The sequence below is a fragment of the Geothermobacter ehrlichii genome (assembly GCF_008124615.1).
GTDB lineage: Bacteria > Desulfobacterota > Desulfuromonadia > Desulfuromonadales > Geothermobacteraceae > Geothermobacter > Geothermobacter ehrlichii.
The window spans coordinates 97,799-115,501 of record NZ_VNIB01000006.1 but is presented as its reverse complement, the minus strand read 5'-3'; the positions used below and the strand labels follow the sequence as shown (position 1 = coordinate 115,501).

At 62.9% G+C, this 17,703-nt stretch carries 13 protein-coding genes, 1 tRNA gene and 1 other RNA gene; 13 read left to right on the top strand and 2 right to left on the bottom strand.

The window, feature by feature from the left end:
• Window positions 1-6 precede the first annotated feature (6 nt).
• The 12 genes from EDC39_RS08130 to EDC39_RS08075 all read left to right on the top strand — a co-directional run bounded on the left by EDC39_RS08130 (window position 7) and on the right by EDC39_RS08075 (window position 14,744).
• The gene (locus tag EDC39_RS08130; protein WP_246140213.1) at window positions 7-2,379 is read left to right on the top strand and encodes an endonuclease MutS2; all 2,373 of its coding nucleotides are present in this window, start codon (window positions 7-9) and stop codon (window positions 2,377-2,379) included.
• Window positions 2,379-4,172 (top strand): DNA primase, encoded by a 1,794-nt coding sequence (gene dnaG, locus EDC39_RS08125; protein WP_246140212.1) that lies wholly within the window; start codon window positions 2,379-2,381, stop codon window positions 4,170-4,172. Before EDC39_RS08130 ends, dnaG begins: the two co-directional genes overlap by 1 nt.
• Before the next feature lie 52 nt (window positions 4,173-4,224).
• Window positions 4,225-5,988 (top strand): RNA polymerase sigma factor RpoD, encoded by a 1,764-nt coding sequence (gene rpoD, locus EDC39_RS08120; RefSeq protein ID WP_148895879.1) that lies wholly within the window; start codon window positions 4,225-4,227, stop codon window positions 5,986-5,988.
• Between the two features lie 66 nt (window positions 5,989-6,054).
• Window positions 6,055-6,130: transfer RNA gene (locus EDC39_RS08115), tRNA-Ile, on the top strand.
• Window positions 6,131-6,229: 99 nt separating this feature from the next.
• Window positions 6,230-7,363 (top strand): Nif3-like dinuclear metal center hexameric protein, encoded by a 1,134-nt coding sequence (locus EDC39_RS08110; protein WP_148895878.1) that lies wholly within the window; start codon window positions 6,230-6,232, stop codon window positions 7,361-7,363.
• A 41-nt stretch (window positions 7,364-7,404) separates the two neighbouring features.
• Window positions 7,405-8,115: a zinc ribbon domain-containing protein gene (locus tag EDC39_RS08105; RefSeq protein ID WP_148895877.1), complete on the top strand. Its 711-nt coding sequence runs from the start codon at window positions 7,405-7,407 to the stop codon at window positions 8,113-8,115.
• 28 nt (window positions 8,116-8,143) lie between these two features.
• An RNA gene (rnpB, locus tag EDC39_RS08100) (RNase P RNA component class A) lies at window positions 8,144-8,550 on the top strand.
• 433 nt (window positions 8,551-8,983) lie between these two features.
• Entirely contained in the window at window positions 8,984-9,538 is a 555-nt protein-coding gene (locus tag EDC39_RS08095) for a hypothetical protein (protein WP_148895876.1), read from the top strand.
• A gap of 41 nt (window positions 9,539-9,579) precedes the next feature.
• Window positions 9,580-10,608, top strand: coding sequence for an LOG family protein (locus EDC39_RS08090; RefSeq protein WP_148895875.1), 1,029 nt, complete (start codon window positions 9,580-9,582; stop codon window positions 10,606-10,608).
• 382 nt (window positions 10,609-10,990) lie between these two features.
• Window positions 10,991-11,968 carry a TAXI family TRAP transporter solute-binding subunit gene (locus EDC39_RS08085; RefSeq protein WP_148895874.1) on the top strand — a complete coding sequence of 326 codons (978 nt, stop codon included), beginning with the start codon at window positions 10,991-10,993 and terminating at the stop codon, window positions 11,966-11,968.
• Between the two features lie 103 nt (window positions 11,969-12,071).
• The gene (locus tag EDC39_RS08080) at window positions 12,072-14,156 is read left to right on the top strand and encodes a TRAP transporter permease (RefSeq protein ID WP_148895873.1); all 2,085 of its coding nucleotides are present in this window, start codon (window positions 12,072-12,074) and stop codon (window positions 14,154-14,156) included.
• 75 nt (window positions 14,157-14,231) lie between these two features.
• Window positions 14,232-14,744, top strand: a complete 513-nt coding sequence (locus EDC39_RS08075) for a universal stress protein (RefSeq protein ID WP_148895872.1) — start codon at window positions 14,232-14,234, stop codon at window positions 14,742-14,744.
• Here the strand turns inward: EDC39_RS08075 and EDC39_RS08070 are convergent.
• Together EDC39_RS08070 and EDC39_RS08065 are read right to left on the bottom strand one after the other, a co-directional pair.
• On the bottom strand, window positions 14,734-16,026 hold the full coding sequence (locus EDC39_RS08070) for a pyridoxal phosphate-dependent aminotransferase (protein ID WP_148895871.1): 1,293 nt from the start codon (window positions 16,024-16,026) through the stop codon (window positions 14,734-14,736). The two genes, EDC39_RS08075 and EDC39_RS08070, sit on opposite strands and share 11 nt — an antisense overlap.
• Window positions 16,023-16,691 (bottom strand): GntR family transcriptional regulator, encoded by a 669-nt coding sequence (locus tag EDC39_RS08065; protein ID WP_148895870.1) that lies wholly within the window; start codon window positions 16,689-16,691, stop codon window positions 16,023-16,025. Before EDC39_RS08065 ends, EDC39_RS08070 begins: the two co-directional genes overlap by 4 nt.
• Before the next feature lie 140 nt (window positions 16,692-16,831).
• Between EDC39_RS08065 and EDC39_RS08060 the strand changes: the two genes are divergently transcribed.
• Complete coding sequence (locus EDC39_RS08060; protein WP_187426713.1) at window positions 16,832-17,680, top strand: thioredoxin domain-containing protein; 849 nt, start codon at window positions 16,832-16,834, stop codon at window positions 17,678-17,680.
• The last annotated feature ends 23 nt before the right edge of the window (window positions 17,681-17,703 follow it).

Below are 17,703 nucleotides of genomic sequence, written 5' to 3'. Positions count from 1 at the left end.
CCGGTGATGTTGCAGAACAACAAAGAGCGTTCTCTGACAGAACAGGCGCTGCGGCTTCTCGAATTCGAACGGATTCGCCAGCTGCTGCAGGCCAGAACCCGGACCGAGCCCGGACGAATACTGGCCGGCCAGCTGGCCCCGCTCGGAGATCGCCGCCAGGCGCTGCAGGCGCTGGCGGAGGTCGGCGAGGCCAGGCGGCTGCTGGCGGAGGCCGGCGAGGCGCCGCTGGCGGGCGTCGCCGATTTGCGGCCGCTCCTGGCACGGGTTCAGGCCGAGGATGCCTGGCTGGAAGCCGAAGCGCTTTTGCGGGTGGCCGAAGCTGTTGCGGCCGCCGGTGAATGCCGCTCCTGGTTCCGACAGGAGACGGCTCCCGGTCTGGCGGCCCATGCCGCGGCCCTCGAGCCGCTGCGCGGCCTTCTCGGAGCCCTCCGGGAGAGTATCGGTTCCCGGGGGGAGGTTCTCGACTCGGCGTCTTTCGAGCTGGCGGAAATCCGCGGCCGTATCCGCGAGTTGCGCGACGTCATCCGGCAGCGACTGGAGCGGATGCTGCATGACGAGCAGCTGGCGCCCGCGTTTCAGGAAAAGCTGATCACCCTGCGCGGCGAACGCTATGTGCTGCCGGTGCGCGCCGACCGCCGCGGGCTGGTGCGCGGCTTCGTACATGACGAATCGGGAAGCGGCCAGACCCTCTATGTCGAGCCGGCCGCCATTCTCGAGGCCAACAACGAACTGGTCCACCTGCTGCGGGCGGAGCAGCGGGAGGTGTTGCGGATACTCAGGCGCCTGAGCAGTGCGGTGCGGAGGGCGACGACGGAACTGCAGCGCAACCAGGAGCTGCTGGCCTTGCTCGATCTGCGGCTGGCCGCCGGCAGGTTGTCGAGCGACATGGACGGTTGTGCGCCGCGGTTCAGCGAACAGCCGGAAATCGCCCTGAAACAGGCTCGGCATCCGCTGTTGCTGTTCGACGCGGCAGGCAAACCGGCGTCCGGGCGGGCGGTAGCGGTCGACCTGGAACTCGATGCCCGGACCCGGGTTCTGGTAATCAGCGGGCCCAATACCGGCGGCAAGACCGTTGCCCTGAAGAGTTTCGGCCTGCTGCAGCTGATGCTGGCCGCGGGGTTGCACATTCCCTGTCATCCCGACAGTCGCACCTGGCTGTTCGGGCGGGTACTGGCCGATATCGGGGACGAACAGAGCATCGCCGAGGGCCTTTCGACCTTCTCGGCGCATCTGCTGAGGTTGCGGCAGATTCTCGAGCAGGCAGGCGAGGACGTGCTGGTGCTGCTCGACGAGATCGGCACCGGCACCGACCCCGCCGAGGGAAGCGCCCTGGCCATGGCGCTGCTCGACCATTTGCGGCGGCAGGAAGCGCGGGTGGTGGCGACTACCCATCTGCATCTGGTGAAGGCCTTCGCCCAGCTCGAGCCGGACATGAGCAACGCGGCGGTCGCATTCGATCCCGCCGATTTTCGGCCGACCTACCGGCTGAACTATGGCATTCCCGGGGCCAGTGGTGCTTTGAGCATCGCCGCCGGTCTCGGCTTTCCGCCGGCAGTGCTCGAGCGGGCGCGCGGCTATCTCGAGCCGGGGGAACAAGCCGGCAAGGAGCTGCTCGAGGAACTCAACCGGCAGTTGCAGACGGCCCGCGCGAAAGCGGCCGAAGCCGAGGAATTGCTGCGGCGGGCGCGACAGGAGCGGGACAAGCGCACCCGGCTGCTGCACCAGTTGGAACAGCAGCGGCAGGAGCTGCTTGACCGGGCGCGCCGGGAAGCGAAAAAGCTGGTCCGCCAGGCGGAAAGGCGCCTGCAGGAGATTGTCGACGCGGCCGAAGGCGGCCTGTCGACGCCGCAGCGGGCCGAGCGGGCGGCGCAGATTCGGCAGCTGGAAGAGGCACTGCAGCCGGCGGCCGCGCCTTCCCGCCGGAAAAGATTGCACCGGCCCAGGGTCGGCGACCGGGTGCGGCACCGGTTGTTCGGCCAGGAAGGGGAGGTGCTGCGTGTCGACGGCGACGAAATCGATCTGCTGGTCGGCGGCAAACGCCTGCGATGCCGACTGGCCGACCTGGAACCGGCGACGGCCGGCCGGCCGCCGAAGGAGCGGGTTCGGGTGCAGAGCCGGGTGACAGCCGACCGGTTGCCGGAGCGACTGGTTCTGGTCGGGCAGCGGGTCGATGACGCCCTGCCGAAGGTGGAGAAATTTCTCGACGAGGCCCTGCTGCAGGGGTGCCGGCAGGTCGAGATCGTGCATGGCAGCGGCGAGGGGATTCTGCGTCGGGCGGTGCGGGACCTGTTGGCCGGGCATCGCGCGGTGACCGCCTTCCACGCGGCCGATGTCAGCCGTGGCGGCGACAACGTGACCGTTGTCGAACTGGAGAGCTGATGGGACGGATCCCGGAGGAGACCATCGAGCGGATTCGTGACCGGGTCGATATGGTCGAACTGGTCGGACGCTATGTCCAGCTGCGGCGAAGCGGCGCCAACAATTTCGGTCTCTGTCCCTTTCACGGGGAAAAGACCCCCTCGTTCAACGTCAACAGCGACCGGCAGTCCTTTCACTGTTTCGGATGCGGCGAGGGGGGCGACGCCATCGCCTTTCTGATGAAGATTGAGGGGCTCGAGTTCAAGGAGGCGGTGCACAAGTTGGCAGCCGAGGTCGGGATCGAAATCGCCGAGGAGCGGAGCGATCCCGAAGAAGAGGCGCGCCGGCGGGAACTGGACAGATTGCGCCGCGTCAACCGTGAGGCCTGTGACTATTTTCAGCGCCTGCTGCTGAAGGAGCCGGTCGGCGAACCGGCCCGTCGCTATCTGCGCGGGCGCGGCTACGACGGCGAGCTGGCCCGGGCCTACCGGCTCGGTTACGCTCTCGACGCCTGGGAGGGGCTGGCGAGGCATCTGCGCGAAAAGGGGATCGATCTCGAGGCGGCGCGCCGTCTGGGTCTGATCCGGCCAGGAAAGCAGGGGCGCGGCGATTATGACCTGTTCCGCGGCCGGCTGATGTTTCCGATTGAGGACCATTACGGCAACATCGTCGCCTTCGGCGGCCGGGCCCTGTCGGAGGACGGCCCCAAGTATCTGAATTCGCCGGAGTCACCCATCTACCACAAGGGACGGGTGCTGTATGGCCTGTTTGCCGGCCGCGAGGCGATGCGCAAAAGCCGCCGGGCCATCGTCGTCGAGGGTTATTTCGACGTGCTGGCCATGCACCGTGCCGGCTGGAAGAACACCGTCGCTACCTGCGGCACGGCCATGACCCGCGACCATGCCCGGCTGCTGAAGCGGTTCGCCGATTGCCTGGTTCTGCTTTTCGACCAGGACCGGGCCGGGCAGGCGGCGGTGCTGCGGGCGATGGAAGCGGCGCTTCCCGAGGGGTTGGAGGTCCGCACACTCGCCCTGGACCCGGGCGAGGATCCCGACTCCTTTCTGGCCTCCGGTGGCAGACAGGAGCTGGAACGCCGCCTGGAAGCGGCGTCGCCGGCCATCGAATGGTTCATGGACTGGCGGCTCGCCGCCTCCCCCGGCATCCGGGAACGGGCGCAGGCGGTCGACGAGATTTTGCAGCGGATCGGGCTGCTTCCGGGCGAGATCGAGCAGAATCTCTATCTGCAGCGGCTGGCGCGGCAGACGGGGCTGGCCGAAGAGGTTCTGCGCCGCAAGCTTGCCCGCGGTGGCGCTGCCCCGGTTGCGGTGCGCTCGGGGGGAGCGGCAGGAAAGGCGGTGCCGGAGGAGGCAAAGACGCCGACAGGGACGCCGCTGCATCCGGCCGAGGAGATGCTTCTGCATCTGCTGGCGGTGGTGCCGGAGGCGACGACGGAACTGGCAAAGAGCGACCTGGAGGAGATCTTCCTGCAGCCGCTGGCCCTTGACCTCGCCCGTTCGCTGATTAGCTTGCGGGAGAGGGAAGGGGATGTCCCTTCCGTCATGAAGAATGTCGAACCGCGGCAAAGAGTGCTTTTGTCGGGTATTCTTGAAAAGGACAGGGCGCGTTTCGGCGACGACCCGCTGCGGATGCTGGACGAATGCCGCCGGCGGTTGCGACGCGAGCGCCTGAAGAGGCGAAGTGCGCAGCTGACGGCCGCCATCGCCGAAGCGCAGCGGAGCGGTGACAGAGCGCAGCTGGCGGCTCTGCTCAAGCAGAAACAGGATCTCAGCCGACGTCTCAGGACGACCGACTGACATAATCAGCAGGAACCGCCCATGGGGCGGTATGACGAGGAGAAAGCAGGGAATGTCGAAAAAAACCTCGATGGACGAAGTTCAGCAGCTGATCGATCTGGGCAAGGAGAAGGGCTACCTCACCTACGACGAGGTCAATGACGTGTTGCCGTCGGACGTGATTTCCTCCGACCGGCTCGATGACGTCATGAGTCTTTTCGGCGAACTGGACATCGAAGTTGTCGATTCCGAACGACAGGTGCCGCCGCCTAAGGGGGACGAACCGGAGCCGGCCGCCACCGCCTTGGAGGACGAGGAGGAATTCGAGGCCGGTTCCGTCGGCCGGACGAGCGATCCGGTCCGCATGTACCTGCGTGAAATGGGGCAGGTGTCGCTGTTGACCCGGGAAGGCGAGGTGGAGATTGCCAAGCGCATCGAGGAGGGCGAGGCCCAGGTCACCCGGGTGGTGCTCAAGACGCCCATCGCCTTTCGCGAGGTGGTCGCTCTCGGCGAGAAACTGGCCAAGGGGCAGATCAACGTCGCCGAGATCACCAAGGAATATGACGAGGAAGAGGGAGCCGAGGCGGCCCAGAAGCAGCACGAACGGGTTTCAGCTCTGATTGCGCAGATCGCCGAGCTGAACGAGGAGCTGCGGCAGAAGCGCGAAACCATGCAGGCCGGCCAGGCGGGCAAGAAGGAGCAGAAGAAGCTCGAGGAAGAGTGTGCCGAGCTGCGCGAGCGGATTTCCGAGCTGCTCAGGCAGATCCGCCTGAAGGATCACCAGGTGTCCAAGATCGTCGACCGGCTCAAGGAACTGGGCGAGCAGGTCAAGAAGGGGCAGCAGGAGATCGCCGCCTGCGAGAAGGAGCTTGGAAGGCCGCTGAAGGAGATTCAGCCGCTGCTGAAGAAGATGCGCCAGAGCGACGACGAGGCGCATCGTATCGCCGAGGAGCTGCAGGTGCCCGTCGAAACCCTGCTGGTGGTGGAGAAGCGGCTCAAGGCGGCGGAACGCAAATTCCTCAAGGTCCATGAGGAATCCGGTTTTCAGCCGGAGGAACTGATCGAATCGCTCAAGGAAGTTCAGAAGGGCGAGTGGAAGGCCAAGCAGGCCAAGACCGAGCTGGTCGAGGCCAATTTGCGGCTCGTCGTTTCCATTGCCAAGAAATACACCAACCGCGGCCTGCAGTTCCTCGACCTGATCCAGGAGGGGAACATCGGCCTGATGAAGGCGGTCGACAAGTTCGAGTACCAGCGTGGCTACAAGTTTTCGACCTACGCCACCTGGTGGATCCGGCAGGCGATCACCCGCGCCATTGCCGATCAGGCCCGCACCATCCGCATACCGGTGCACATGATCGAGACCATCAACAAGCTGATCAGAACCAGCCGGCAGCTGGTGCAGGAGATGGGTCGCGAACCGACGCCTGAAGAGATCGCCGAGCGGATGGAGCTGCCGCTGGAGAAGGTGCGTCGGGTGCTGAAGATCGCCAAGGAGCCGATCAGCCTCGAAACCCCGATCGGCGAGGAGGAGGATTCCTCGCTGGGCGATTTCATCGAGGACAAGGGCGTCGTCTCCCCCCTGGAGGCGGTGATCAAGAGCAACCTGGCCGATTCGACGGCCAAGGTGCTGGCGACCCTGACTCCGCGCGAGGAGAAGGTGTTGCGTATGCGTTTCGGCATCGGGGAAAAATCGGATCACACTCTCGAGGAAGTCGGTCAGGATTTCCAGGTCACCCGTGAGCGCATCCGGCAGATCGAGGCCAAGGCCCTGCGCAAGCTGCGGCATCCCAGCCGCGCCAAACGCCTGCGCAGCTTTGTCGACGCCCCGGAGCATTGAAAAGTCCGTTGCAGGGGCTTGACAGGCCTGAACGCCGGGCATAAACTACAATCTTCGTGTCTTGACGGGCCTATAGCTCAGTTGGCAGAGCCACCGGCTCATAACCGGTTGGTCCCAGGTTCGAATCCTGGTGGGCCCACCACAGGGAGAACATGAGTCAGAAGCTCATATCCGGATATTTTCTCAATCAAGAGTCTGAAAGAGTGCAACCGGTCTGGAGTTGCACTCTTTTATTTTGCCCATGGCGAAAAAAGAACGAGTCATACGCCTCAACGACCTGCTGGGGCTGCTGAACCGGCTTTATGCGCCGCAGCTGGCCGAGGACTGGGACAATGTCGGTCTCCAGGTCGGGGATGGTGCCGCCGAGGTCCGACGGGTTCTGGTCAGTCTCGATATCGACAGCCGCGTGGTGGCACGGGCGCGCGCCGAGGATGCCCAGGCCGTGATCGCCCATCACCCCCTGCTGTTCAAGCCGCTGAAAAGGATTGCGCCCACCGACGAGGTGGGCCGCACCGTTTATGCTGCCATCCAGGCCGGCATCGCCCTGGTCAGCGTCCATACCAACCTCGACCGTGCCCGCGACGGGCTGAACGACTGGCTGGCCGACCGGATCGGCCTGTGCCGGAGCTCCGTTCTGCTCTCGGAGGGGGACGAAGGACTTTACAAGCTTGTGGTCTATGTACCGGAAGGGCATCAGGAGAAGGTCGCTGATGCCCTTTTTGCGTCCGGTGCCGGTCATGTCGGCGGGTACGACTGCTGCTCCTTTCGGGTGCGGGGGCAGGGCAGTTTCCGGCCGGGGGCCGGAACCCGGCCTTTCATCGGGCGCACCGGCGAGCTGGAAACAGTCGACGAATGGCGGCTCGAGGTTATCCTGCCGCGGGAGAAGGCCGACAAGGCGATTCGCCAGATGCTGAAGGCGCACCCCTACGAAGAGGTCGCTTACGACCTGCTTCCGCTGAAAAACCTGCGCACCGACATCGGCCTCGGACGCATCGGTGAGTTGGCCGAACCCGTGTCGCTGGCCGATTTCGCCCGGCAGCTGAAGGACTGTCTGCAGCTCGACCATCTCAGGTTGGTGGGTGACCCGGCGCGGAAGGTCGCCCGGGTTGCGGTTTGCGGCGGCAGCGGCGCCTTTCTGCTGCACCAGGCCCACCGGCAGGGGGCCGACGTGTTGGTGACCGGCGATGTCAAGTATCACGAGGCCAGGGAGGCCGAACAGCTCGGCATCGCCCTGATCGACGCTGGGCATTTCGGAACCGAAAAGATAGCTGTCGAAGGTCTCGCCGCAGCCCTGTGCGCGGCGGCCGAAGAGAAGAAGTGGCCCATCGAATTTCTGGCCCTGACGGACGAAACGGATCCTTTTCAGCTGATCTGAGGATCTGTCCGGGGTCTAACCGGGAAAACGGAGGTTGAACATTGCGTGAACAACTAGGGGTACTGAGAGAATTGCAGGTTCTCGACGAAGAGATGAGTCAGTTCGAAGGCAAGAAACGGACTCTCGAGACCCGCGTTCAGGAAAAGCGCCAGGAGCTGGCCCGCGTTCAGGAGATGGTCGATGGCCTGGCCGACCAGATGGAAAGCCTGAAGGCGCGTCGACGCGAACTGACCGCGGCCATGGAACAGGAACAGGCGAATGTCACCCGTTCTGACGCCCGCCTGCCGGAGATCAAGACCCAGAAGGAATATGTGGCCGTCCTGAAGGAGATCGACACTGCCAAGGCCCGGATCCGCGAGCTTCAGACCCAGATGGGCGAGATCGACGCGCAGCTCGAGGCGCTTGCCGGTGACCGGGGTGAGAAGGAATCCGAACTGGCCGTCATCCGTGAACAGGTCGACGCCAGTCAGGCCGAGGTCGATGCCGAGCTGGCTACCTTTGCCCAGCGGCTCGAGGAGATTGCCGGCCGGCGCGAGGACCTGCTGGAGAAGCTTCCGGCCGGGGTGCGCAAGCGGTACCAGACCCTGCTCGCCCGCCGGGGCGGCCAGGCCGTGGTCGAGGCGAAAAACGGGGCCTGCACCGGCTGCAACATGCATCTGCCGCCGCAGCTCTACAACGACCTGTTCCGGGTTGATCGCATACTCGACTGTCCCCATTGCAACCGCCTGCTCTATATCGTGGAGCAGGGTTGATTCACGCTGTCGGCATCGACAGGTGGTTGAAGAGCTCCAGGTGATCGCTGGTTCCGCCGGCCCGGCCGGTGGAACGGGAGGAAAGTCCGGGCTCCGCAGGGCAGGATGGTTCCTAACGGGAACCGGGGGTGACCCTAGGGAAAGTGCCACAGAAAGCAGACCGCTCCGCCGCCGGCGTCGCGCAAGCGACGGAGGCGCCGGGGTAAGGGTGAAAGGGTGAGGTAAGAGCTCACCAGGTCCGGCGGTGACGTCGGATGCTCGGCAAACCCCATCCGGAGCAAGGCCGAATAGGGGAGCGTTTGAGGGCGGCCCGTCCGAAGCTCCCGGGTAGGCTGCTCGAGGTCGTCGGCGACGGCGATCCTAGATGAATGATCACCACCCCGCGGGGGGTAACCGCCGCGGGGGACAGAACCCGGCTTACGGGGCTCTTCGACCACCTCTTCTTTACCAGGGACCAGCCAGAAGGATGCATCTGCTGCGTTACGCTCGCCTTTCGGTCCTCGACGTAGTCTCCGGCTACGCCTGCGGGCGAAAGGTTCGCAAGTCTTGCATCTGCACCCTTTGATGCCAGGGCGGCTGAAATGCCGCCATCTGCTGCGTTGCTCACCTCCTTCGTCATTCCGCCGTAACTTTCGCTACGCCTCATTCCTCAGGAGGTGAGGCGCCTTGCATCTGACGACATTTGAGCCGCCTTGAACTGTTCGTGCTTGAGGATTTTCTGAGTGATTTTTCTCCCCGTGGAAGCTGCTGAACAAAGAGTCCGACCGGTTCAACTCACATTTTCGATGCCCGATTCGCGTTTCGAGGTTGGCGATTCGTATGCCACGCCTCCTGCCTGCATGCAGCCCGAGGCTGCCGAGCGTATCCCATGACTGCACACCAGCGTCATCACGACTGGCATGTCATTCTCTCCCGCCTGGTGGATGATCTTGCCGCCTTGCCGGATACCGAACGGACATGGTTGTGGCAGCGGGTAGGACGGATCGAGATGCTGCAGCGGCAGTTGCATGCCCTCTTCCTGCTGGCCGAAGGGGAAGGAATCTGCCGCGACTGCCGGGGCGCCTGCTGCGCCCGCGGCCTGCATCACCTGACCCTGCCGAACCTGCTTTCCTATCTGTTGCGGAGTGAAACCCCGCCACAACCCGACTTCACCGCCACCTGTCCCCTGCTCGGCGTGGATGGCTGCCTCTGGCCGCCGCAGCGGCGTCCGTTCAACTGCGTCACCTTCCTCTGCGAGGCGGTGGAAGAAAGACTGGACGAAGCGCAGCGGCGCCGGTTCTACGCCCTGGAAAGGGAGCTGCGCGCCTGCTATCAGGAGGTCGCTGACCGTTACGCCGGCGCCGGTCTGCGCGGAATCTGGATCGCCGTGCAGCGGCATGGCCTGGACGGGTTGCTAAAGGCTGGCAAAGAGCCGACGACATGATATAGAAGGGAGGACAACGACAACTGCTCGAAAGGACGCCCATGGAACTGCATTTTTCCCGAACCAATGGCGATATAGACGACATGATCGATCGGCTGCTCGGCAGGGCCGATGTCCATCATCCGGAGATGATCCGGGAGATGATCATCAGTGCCCTGAAGGCAGGACAGGAGACCGACTATCTGGCCGACCTGAAGCTGATGCGCACCACCATGAAGGAGATGCGCTACACCTCGAAGGTTTTCGGTCCCTATCGCACCCGCAAGAAGGTAACCATCTTCGGTTCTGCCCGCACCACGCCCGACGAGCCGATCTACCGCAAATGCGTCGAGTTTTCCCGGCTGTTGGCCGAGGCCGGCTACATGGTCATCACCGGTGGTGGAGGCGGCATCATGCAGGCGGGCAACGAAGGCGCAGGAGTGGAGAACTCCTTTGCCGTCAATATCCGCCTGCCCTTCGAGCAGGAGACCAACCCGGTGATGAACGGCAGCGAACGGGTGATCACCTACAAGTATTTCTTCAATCGCAAGGTTGCCTTTCTCAAGGAGGCGCACGCGGTGGTGCTGTTCCCTGGCGGCTTCGGCACCCTGGACGAGGCCATGGAGACCATGACCCTGATCCAGACCGGAAAGAATCCGCCTATTCCCCTGGTGATGATCGACGAGGACGATGGAGACTACTGGGAAAACCTGTTCGGTTTCATCCGCGACACCCTGCTCAAGAAGGGACTGATATCGGGGGAAGACTTCAGCCTTTTCTCCATAACCCGCGATCCGGCCGAGGCGGTGGCCCTGATCAGGGGCTTCTACCGGGTCTATCACTCCATGCGCTATGTCGGCAATCTGCTGGTGATCCGGCTGAACAGGGCTATCGACACCGACCATCTGCGTATTCTGCAGGACGAGTTCGCCGAGATTCTGGCGCCAGGCGGGCATTTCCGCCTGACCGGTCCCTTGCCCAAGGAGCAGGACCAGCCCGACCTGCTGCATCTGCCCCGCCTTGTCTTCGAGTTCAACAACCGCAGTTTCGGTTTGCTGAAGGCTTTCATCCGCCGCCTCAACTCTTTCTGATTCTTGGGGCGGCCTTCCGGAAACGACGGAAGGCTGCCCGGGTTGCAGCCTCGATCTTCCCTGCTATAGTAGAAAACTGAATCAGTGAGTTCATTGCCGGCGGATAGCACAAGTCATTGACCTGCCTGAGCTTTCCAAAAATCGCCAGTGAACCTGTGGGTGCACCTCAGATTTTTGGAAAACTCATCCAGGCCAAGTATTTGCACTTTCCATCCAGCATAAACTCACGAGTTCAGGTAGAAAAGCTGCTGTTTCTTCCTGAGATTCAGGCCGGTTCGCGATTCGGTCCACAACATCCGGGCCAAGCCGGCCGGATGGGCTGTTTCATGCCGTTTCCTCTGTCTGTTCTGGAGGTCAAACCCGAAAAAAGGAGGTAGAAAAGATGAAAAGATTCTTGATGATGACTCTGGCGTCGCTGGTTGCCCTGGTGCTGGTCGTACCCCAGGCCATGGCCGCTCGCACCCGTTACGTCACCATCGGCACCGGCGGTGTCACCGGCGTCTACTATCCGACCGGCGGCGCCATCGCCAAGATGGTGAACAAGAAGCGCAAGCAGTACCATCTGCGCGCCACCGTCGAGTCGACCGGCGGTTCGGTGTTCAACGTCAACGCCATCATGGCCGGCGATCTCGAGTTCGGCGTCGTCCAGTCCGACCGCCAGTACCAGGCCTATCACGGCACCGCCGACTGGGAAGGCAAGCCGCAGAAGAAGCTGCGCGCCGTCTTCTCCATCCATCCCGAGTCGGTGACCATCGTCGCCGCCGCCGACAAGAACATCAAGACCGTCTACGACCTGAAGGGCAAGATCGTCAACATCGGCAACCCCGGCTCCGGCCAGCGCGGCAACGCCATCGACCTGCTTCAGGCCGCCGGCATCGATTACAAGAAGGACCTCAAGGCCGAAGGACTGAAGGCCGCCGAGTCGGCCAGCATGCTGCAGGACGGCCGCATCGACGCCTTCTTCTACACTGTCGGTCATCCGAACGGCTCGGTGAAGGAAGCGGTCGCCGGAGCCCGCAAGGTCAACTTCGTCGAGGTGCCCAAGGCCATCGTCGACAAGCTGGTGGCCAAGTTCCCCTACTACGCGCCGTCGTTCATTCCGGTCGACCAGTATCCGGGGGTGATGAACAAGAAGAATGTCGAGACCTTCGGCGTCAAGGCGACCTTCTGCACCAGCGCCGATGTGCCTGACGACATCGTCTACGCCATCACCAAGGAAGTGTTCGAGAACTTCGACGAGTTCAAGAAGCTGCATCCGGCCTACGCCGTGCTGACCAAGGAGAGCATGCTGCAGGGTCTGTCGGCCCCGGTCCATCCCGGCGCCCTGAAGTACTACAAGGAAGTCGGCTTGATGAAATAGGCGGTTTTTTGCAGTCCTTTTCCACTGAAAAGTACGACGTTCGTGGTCTGTGCAGGAGCCGCCCTGGGGGCGGCTTCTGTCGTTTTGCAAGGGGGAGATTTGCATGTCGGAGCAAACGACGAACAATGTGGGGGAGCCTCAGGCCGTCGAGGGGAGCGAGCAGGCCAAGCGCCTGATGGAGCAGGAAGAGTACGGTTTGCGCCGCCCCCGGGACTGGACCCGTTTTCTGGTTCCTGTCATTGGTGTCTGCTGGTCACTCTTTCAGCTCTCACTGGCCAGCTGGCTGCTGATCGATTCAACCTATACCCGGGCGATCCACCTGGCCTTCGCCTTTTCCATCGTCTTTCTGTCCTATCCGACGTTCAAGCGTGAGATCCGCCTGCCGGGACTGCGCTGGCTGGGCGAGAAGCGCAGGGTTCCCTGGGGGGACATGGTCCTGGCCCTGATCGCGATCGTGGCGGCTCTGTACATCGCTCTTGATTACGAAGGCCTGTCCACCCGGGTGGGGGCGCCGATTTCCAGGGATCTGGTGTTCGGATTTCTGCTGGTGGTCTGTCTGCTCGAGGCGGCACGGCGAACCATCGGCCCCGCATTGCCGATCATCGCCCTGGTCTTCACCTTTTACGCTTTTTTCGGCCCCTATATGCCCGACTTCCTTTCCTTCAAGGGGGTCAGCATCAACCGTTACATCACCCAGATATCGCTGACGACCGAAGGGATCTACGGCATTCCTCTCGACGTGTCGGCCCGCATCGTCTTCCTCTTCGTCCTGTTCGGGGCGTTGCTGGAAAAGGCGGGCGGGGGCAAGTTCTTCATTGATCTGGCGATGAGCCTGCTCGGTCGCTACAAGGGGGGGCCGGCCAAGGCGGCGGTGATGAGCTCGGGTCTGACCGGTCTGGTTTCCGGCTCGTCGATCGCCAATGTCGTGACCACCGGCACTTTCACCATCCCGCTGATGAAGAAGGTCGGCTATCCGCCGAAGAAGGCGGCGGCCATTGAGGTGGCCGCCAGCACCGATGGCCAGATCATGCCGCCGATCATGGGAGCGGCGGCCTTCATCATTGCCGAATATGTCAACATCCCCTATCTCGAAGTCTGCAAGGCGGCGGCGATTCCCGCCTTCGCCTCCTACGCGACCCTCTTCTTTCTCACCCATATCGAGGCGAGCAAGCTGGGGCTGAAGGGGCTGCCCAAGGCCGATCTCCCCAGGTTCTTCAGTACCTTCGTCGGCGGCCTGCACTATCTGATTCCGCTGCTGGTGTTGCTGTACGAACTGATCGTTCCCCGCCATTCGCCCGACATGGCGGCCTTCCGCGCCACCATGGTGCTGATGCTGATCATGCTGCTTCAGCATCCGTTGCGGGCGCTCCTGCGGGGCGAGGGAACGATCGGGGGAGGCTTCCGCCGGGGCGGCGAGGAGATCTTTCGCGGGCTGGTCGCCGGCGCCCGCAACATGGTCAGCGTGGCGGTGGCCACGGCAGCGGCGGGCATCATCGTCGGTGTGGTCACCATGGGGCTTGGCGGCCTGATCACCGACGTCATCGACACCCTGAGCCGCGGCAACATCTACGCCATGCTCGGCATCACCGCCTTTGCCAGTCTGCTGCTCGGCATGGGGCTGCCGACCACGGCGACCTATATCGTCATGGCCAGTCTCACCGCGCCGGCCATCGTCACCATCGCCGAGTGGCAGGGATTTTTCGTCCCCCTGATCGCCGCCCACCTGTTCTGCTTCTATTTCGGTATTCTGGCCGACGACACGCCGCCGGTCGGCCTGGCCGCCTATGCCGCCAGCGCCATCGCCCGCAGCGAGCCGATTCCGACCGGTCTGCAGGGGTTCATGTACGACATTCGTACGGCGATTCTCCCTTTCATGTTCATCTTCAACCATGACCTGCTGCTCTGGAACATCAACAGCTGGGGACTGGCCATCCTCATTTTCGTCATGACCTGCCTCGGTGCCTTCGCCTTCGCCGGCGCCACCCAGGGCTGGTTCGCCTATCGCAACCGCTGGTGGGATGTGCCGCTGCTGCTGCTGGTGACGGCGATGATGTTCCGTCCCGACTTTTTCGGCGACCTGCTCGGCATCGAAAACCACTATGTGGCCTATATTCCGGGGGTGATCGTGCTCGTGCTTGTCATTGCCTGGCAGAAGATGCGCCAGCGGCGCGCCGAGGCCATGGCCTGAAACCGGAGAACCTCCCGAAGGTGCCGCCGTTCACCCGGGTGGATGGTGAGGTAGACTCAGGAAAGGAGACAGGTGATGATTCCAGGTTATCGACGCATCCTCTATACCACGGATCTGTCGTCCAATTCGGCTTTGGCTTTTCGCCATGCCGTCAGTCTGGCACGGGTCTATGACGCCGAGATCAACATTCTTCATGTCATGCCGGCACTGGATTCGGCCATGGAAAACTATCTGGCGGCGGCGATGGGGGAGGAGGCCTTTGCCGCCCTGGAAGATCGCAACCGGGAGGAACTGACCGTGACCATCCGCCAGCGGCTGGAAAGATTTGCCGCCGAGGAGCTGAACGATCATCCGGAAGACCTGAAAAGGGTGGTCGGCATCGAAGTGCATTACGGCCGGCCGGCGGCAACCATCCTGGCTGCCGCCGACCGGCTCGATCCCGATCTGATCGTCTGCGGGACGCACGGCAAGGGCCTCGTCGAGCACACCTTTCTCGGCAGTGTCGCCGAAAAGGTGCTGCGCAAGTCGGTTCGGCCGGTGCTGGTGGTTCCCATCGGCAGACGGAGGGAAGAAGAGGCTAGTCGCTGATCCATTCCTCGAGCAGGTCGAAGGCGGTCAGCACCTTGGGGCAGTTGCGGCGTAGAAAGATTTCGTCCAGTTCCTTGCCCGCTTCGATCTGTTCGGCCGCCGCCAGGGCGCGGGCGCCGTCAAAGTCGACGAAGGCCAGGCGCAGGGTCAGCTCCTCCTCCGGTCTGCCGAAGGCGACGCCGGGCAGCATGGCCACTCCCGTGTCTTCCAGAATCCGGTGGCAAAGATCGCGACTGTTATAAATGTCCCTCGCCTGCAGCCTGTCTTTCAGCGGGGCGAAGTCGGGGAAAAGATAGAAGCCGCCATCGGGCTGGGCCAGTTCGATGCCGAAGCCGGTCAGCCGCTGGTGGATGTGCTGTCCCAGGGCCTGGAGGATGCGGCGCGACTGCCAGAGATAGCGCTCGATGCGCATGCCGCCGGCAAAGGCCCGCACGGCGGCATACTGGATCGGGGCGCTGGTGGCGGTGAAGGTTTCGCTGGCGACCGAGGCCATGCTCTCGGCGAGCCAGTCGAGCTCCGCCGGAAAGACGAAGGTTCCCAGCCGCCAGCCGCCGGCGCCGCACCACTTGCTCAGCCCGCTGCTGATGATGGTCCCTTCCGGATAGTAACGGGCTATGGAGCAGTGCCCGCCGTCGTACTGAAGCTCGCCGTAGATTTCATCCGAAAGCAGAATGACGTGGTACTTGCGGGCGATTTCGGCGATCTGCTGCAGCTGCTCGTCGGTGTAGCTGTAGCCGGTCGGGTTGTTCGGGTAGTTGAGAATGACGATGCGCGGTCGGCTCGGGTCCTTGCGGCAGAGCCGGTCGAGTTCGTCCGGGGTGAGCAGCCACTTGTTGTCGGCCCAGGTCGGAACCCATTGCACATGCCGACCGACGATGTGGGCCTGGGGCGCGTACGACACCCAGCTCGGGGTGGGGATGACCAGATCGCCATAATAGACCAGCTGCAGAATAAACATCAGTTCTTTCGAACCGGGGCCGACCAGGATGTGCTCCGGGCGATAGGTCAGGCCCTGGGTGCGCTCATAGTAGTCGACCACCGCTTCCCGCAGGGCCGGGAGACCGCGCACCGGCAGATAGTCCTTCTGGTGCGCGTTGGCCCGCAGTTCTTCGACCACAGGCTGCGGGACCGGAAAGGGCGACTGGCCGAGACCCAGCTTGCAGACCCGACGTCCTTCCTTGATCAGGCGGTTGGAGCGTTCGTTGATTTCCAGGGTGGCCGACAGGGGCAGACCACGGACATTGAGGTTCAGATGCACTTCGTGCACGCCGTTGGGGGTCATGACGTCTCCTTGTTCGGAATCATTTCCGGCAGACTGGCGATTTTGCGGCCGGTTTCGAAATAATGCCGGCGCACGGTCTCTTCGATATGCCCGGCGTTCTTGTTGACGAGACTTTCCACGATCAGGCGATGTCTGCTGGCGACCTCTTCCGCCGAGTAGAGGGTTCCCCAGTAATGGAAGAAGAGGATGTGCAGTTTGCGGCTCAGTTTTTCCGCCGAGGCGAGCAGTTCCCTGTTGGGACAGCGGGAGAGAATGAGGGAATGGAATTCCTCGCCCCGCTCGATCAGTTCCCGGTGCTGTTTTTTTCTGGCGTGACGGGTCATGCGCTCGGTCAGGGTGAACAGCTCTTCCAGCTCTTCTTCGGTCAGGTGCGGTGTGGCCAGGGCGGCGGCGTAGCCTTCGATCACGCCCCGGGTTTCGTAACAGTCGATGACCTGGTCAGCATCGAGTCGGGTGATGGTGTGCCCTTTTTGTGGCTGGTAGGAGAGGAGGCCTTCGCCGACCAGCTCCCGCAGTGCCTCGCGTACCGGCGCCCGGCTGATGCCCAGCTCGATGGAGAGTTCGTTCTCCAGAATCCGGGTCCCCGGCTTGAAGCGACGCTCCATGATGCCGTTGTAGATGAACTGGGTGACGTAATCCTTGTAGGTCGTTTTCGGTATGGCCATGGCCTCCTCCGGTGTCGAATGTCGACATTCTAGGTTGCCGGCCGAAAAATGCAAGCAAAAAATTGTCTGTCCGATCGAATTTCCCCATGGTGGTGAGTCGTGCTATCCTGTGCCGAAATCCACAGGAAAGGATTTCGGCCATGCGTATTGTTTCATTGCCTTTTTTGGTTCTGCTGCTCTGCCTGCTGCCTCTTCATGTCTTTGGCGAGATTGAATCCCGGGTCGTTCGGCGGGTTCAGGTTCCGGAACCTGTTCGACAGATGGCCATCAGTCCAAGCGGACGGACCTTCTTCGTGCTGGGAGAAAAAACGCTCTACATGTTTGCCCTCGACGGGCGACTGCAGGGTTCGACCGAGGTCGGCCCCGACGTGAACGGGCTGATCGTCCAGGGGGACAATCTGGTGCTGCTCAGCCGCGAGGGCAAGACAACGGTGGAGTATCTCGGGTTCGACGTCATCCAGAGTGTCGATGTGGGGGATGCCCCGGTGCGCGGCAACATCGACGCTCCGGTCACCATCGTCGTCTTCGACGATTTCCAGTGCCCCTACTGCGCCCGACTGGCCCCGGTGCTGAAGCAGATTCTGGAGCGCAACCCGCAGAAGGTCCGGCTGGCGCTGAAGAATTTCCCTCTTCCGATGCACAGGTTCGCCCGCAAAGCGGCGCTGGCGGCGCTGGCGGCGGGAAAACAGGGCAAGTTCTGGGAGATGCACGACCTGCTGTTCGAAAATTACAATCGGCTCAGCGACCAGAAGATTCGCGAACTGGCCGGCAAGGTCGGTCTCGACCTGGCGCGGTTCGACCGCGACATGCAGGACAGCGCTTTGCAGGGTCAGGTGCAGCAGGACCTGCGCCAGGGACAGCAGCTGGGCGTGCGAGGAACGCCGACGGTCTACATCAATGGCCGACTGGTACGCGACCGCAGCCTGAACGGTCTGCAGCAGATGATCGATCTGGAATTGCGGAGATTGAAAAAGCAGGCAGGCAGTTGAAAAAGGCCTGCTCACGGTGTCGC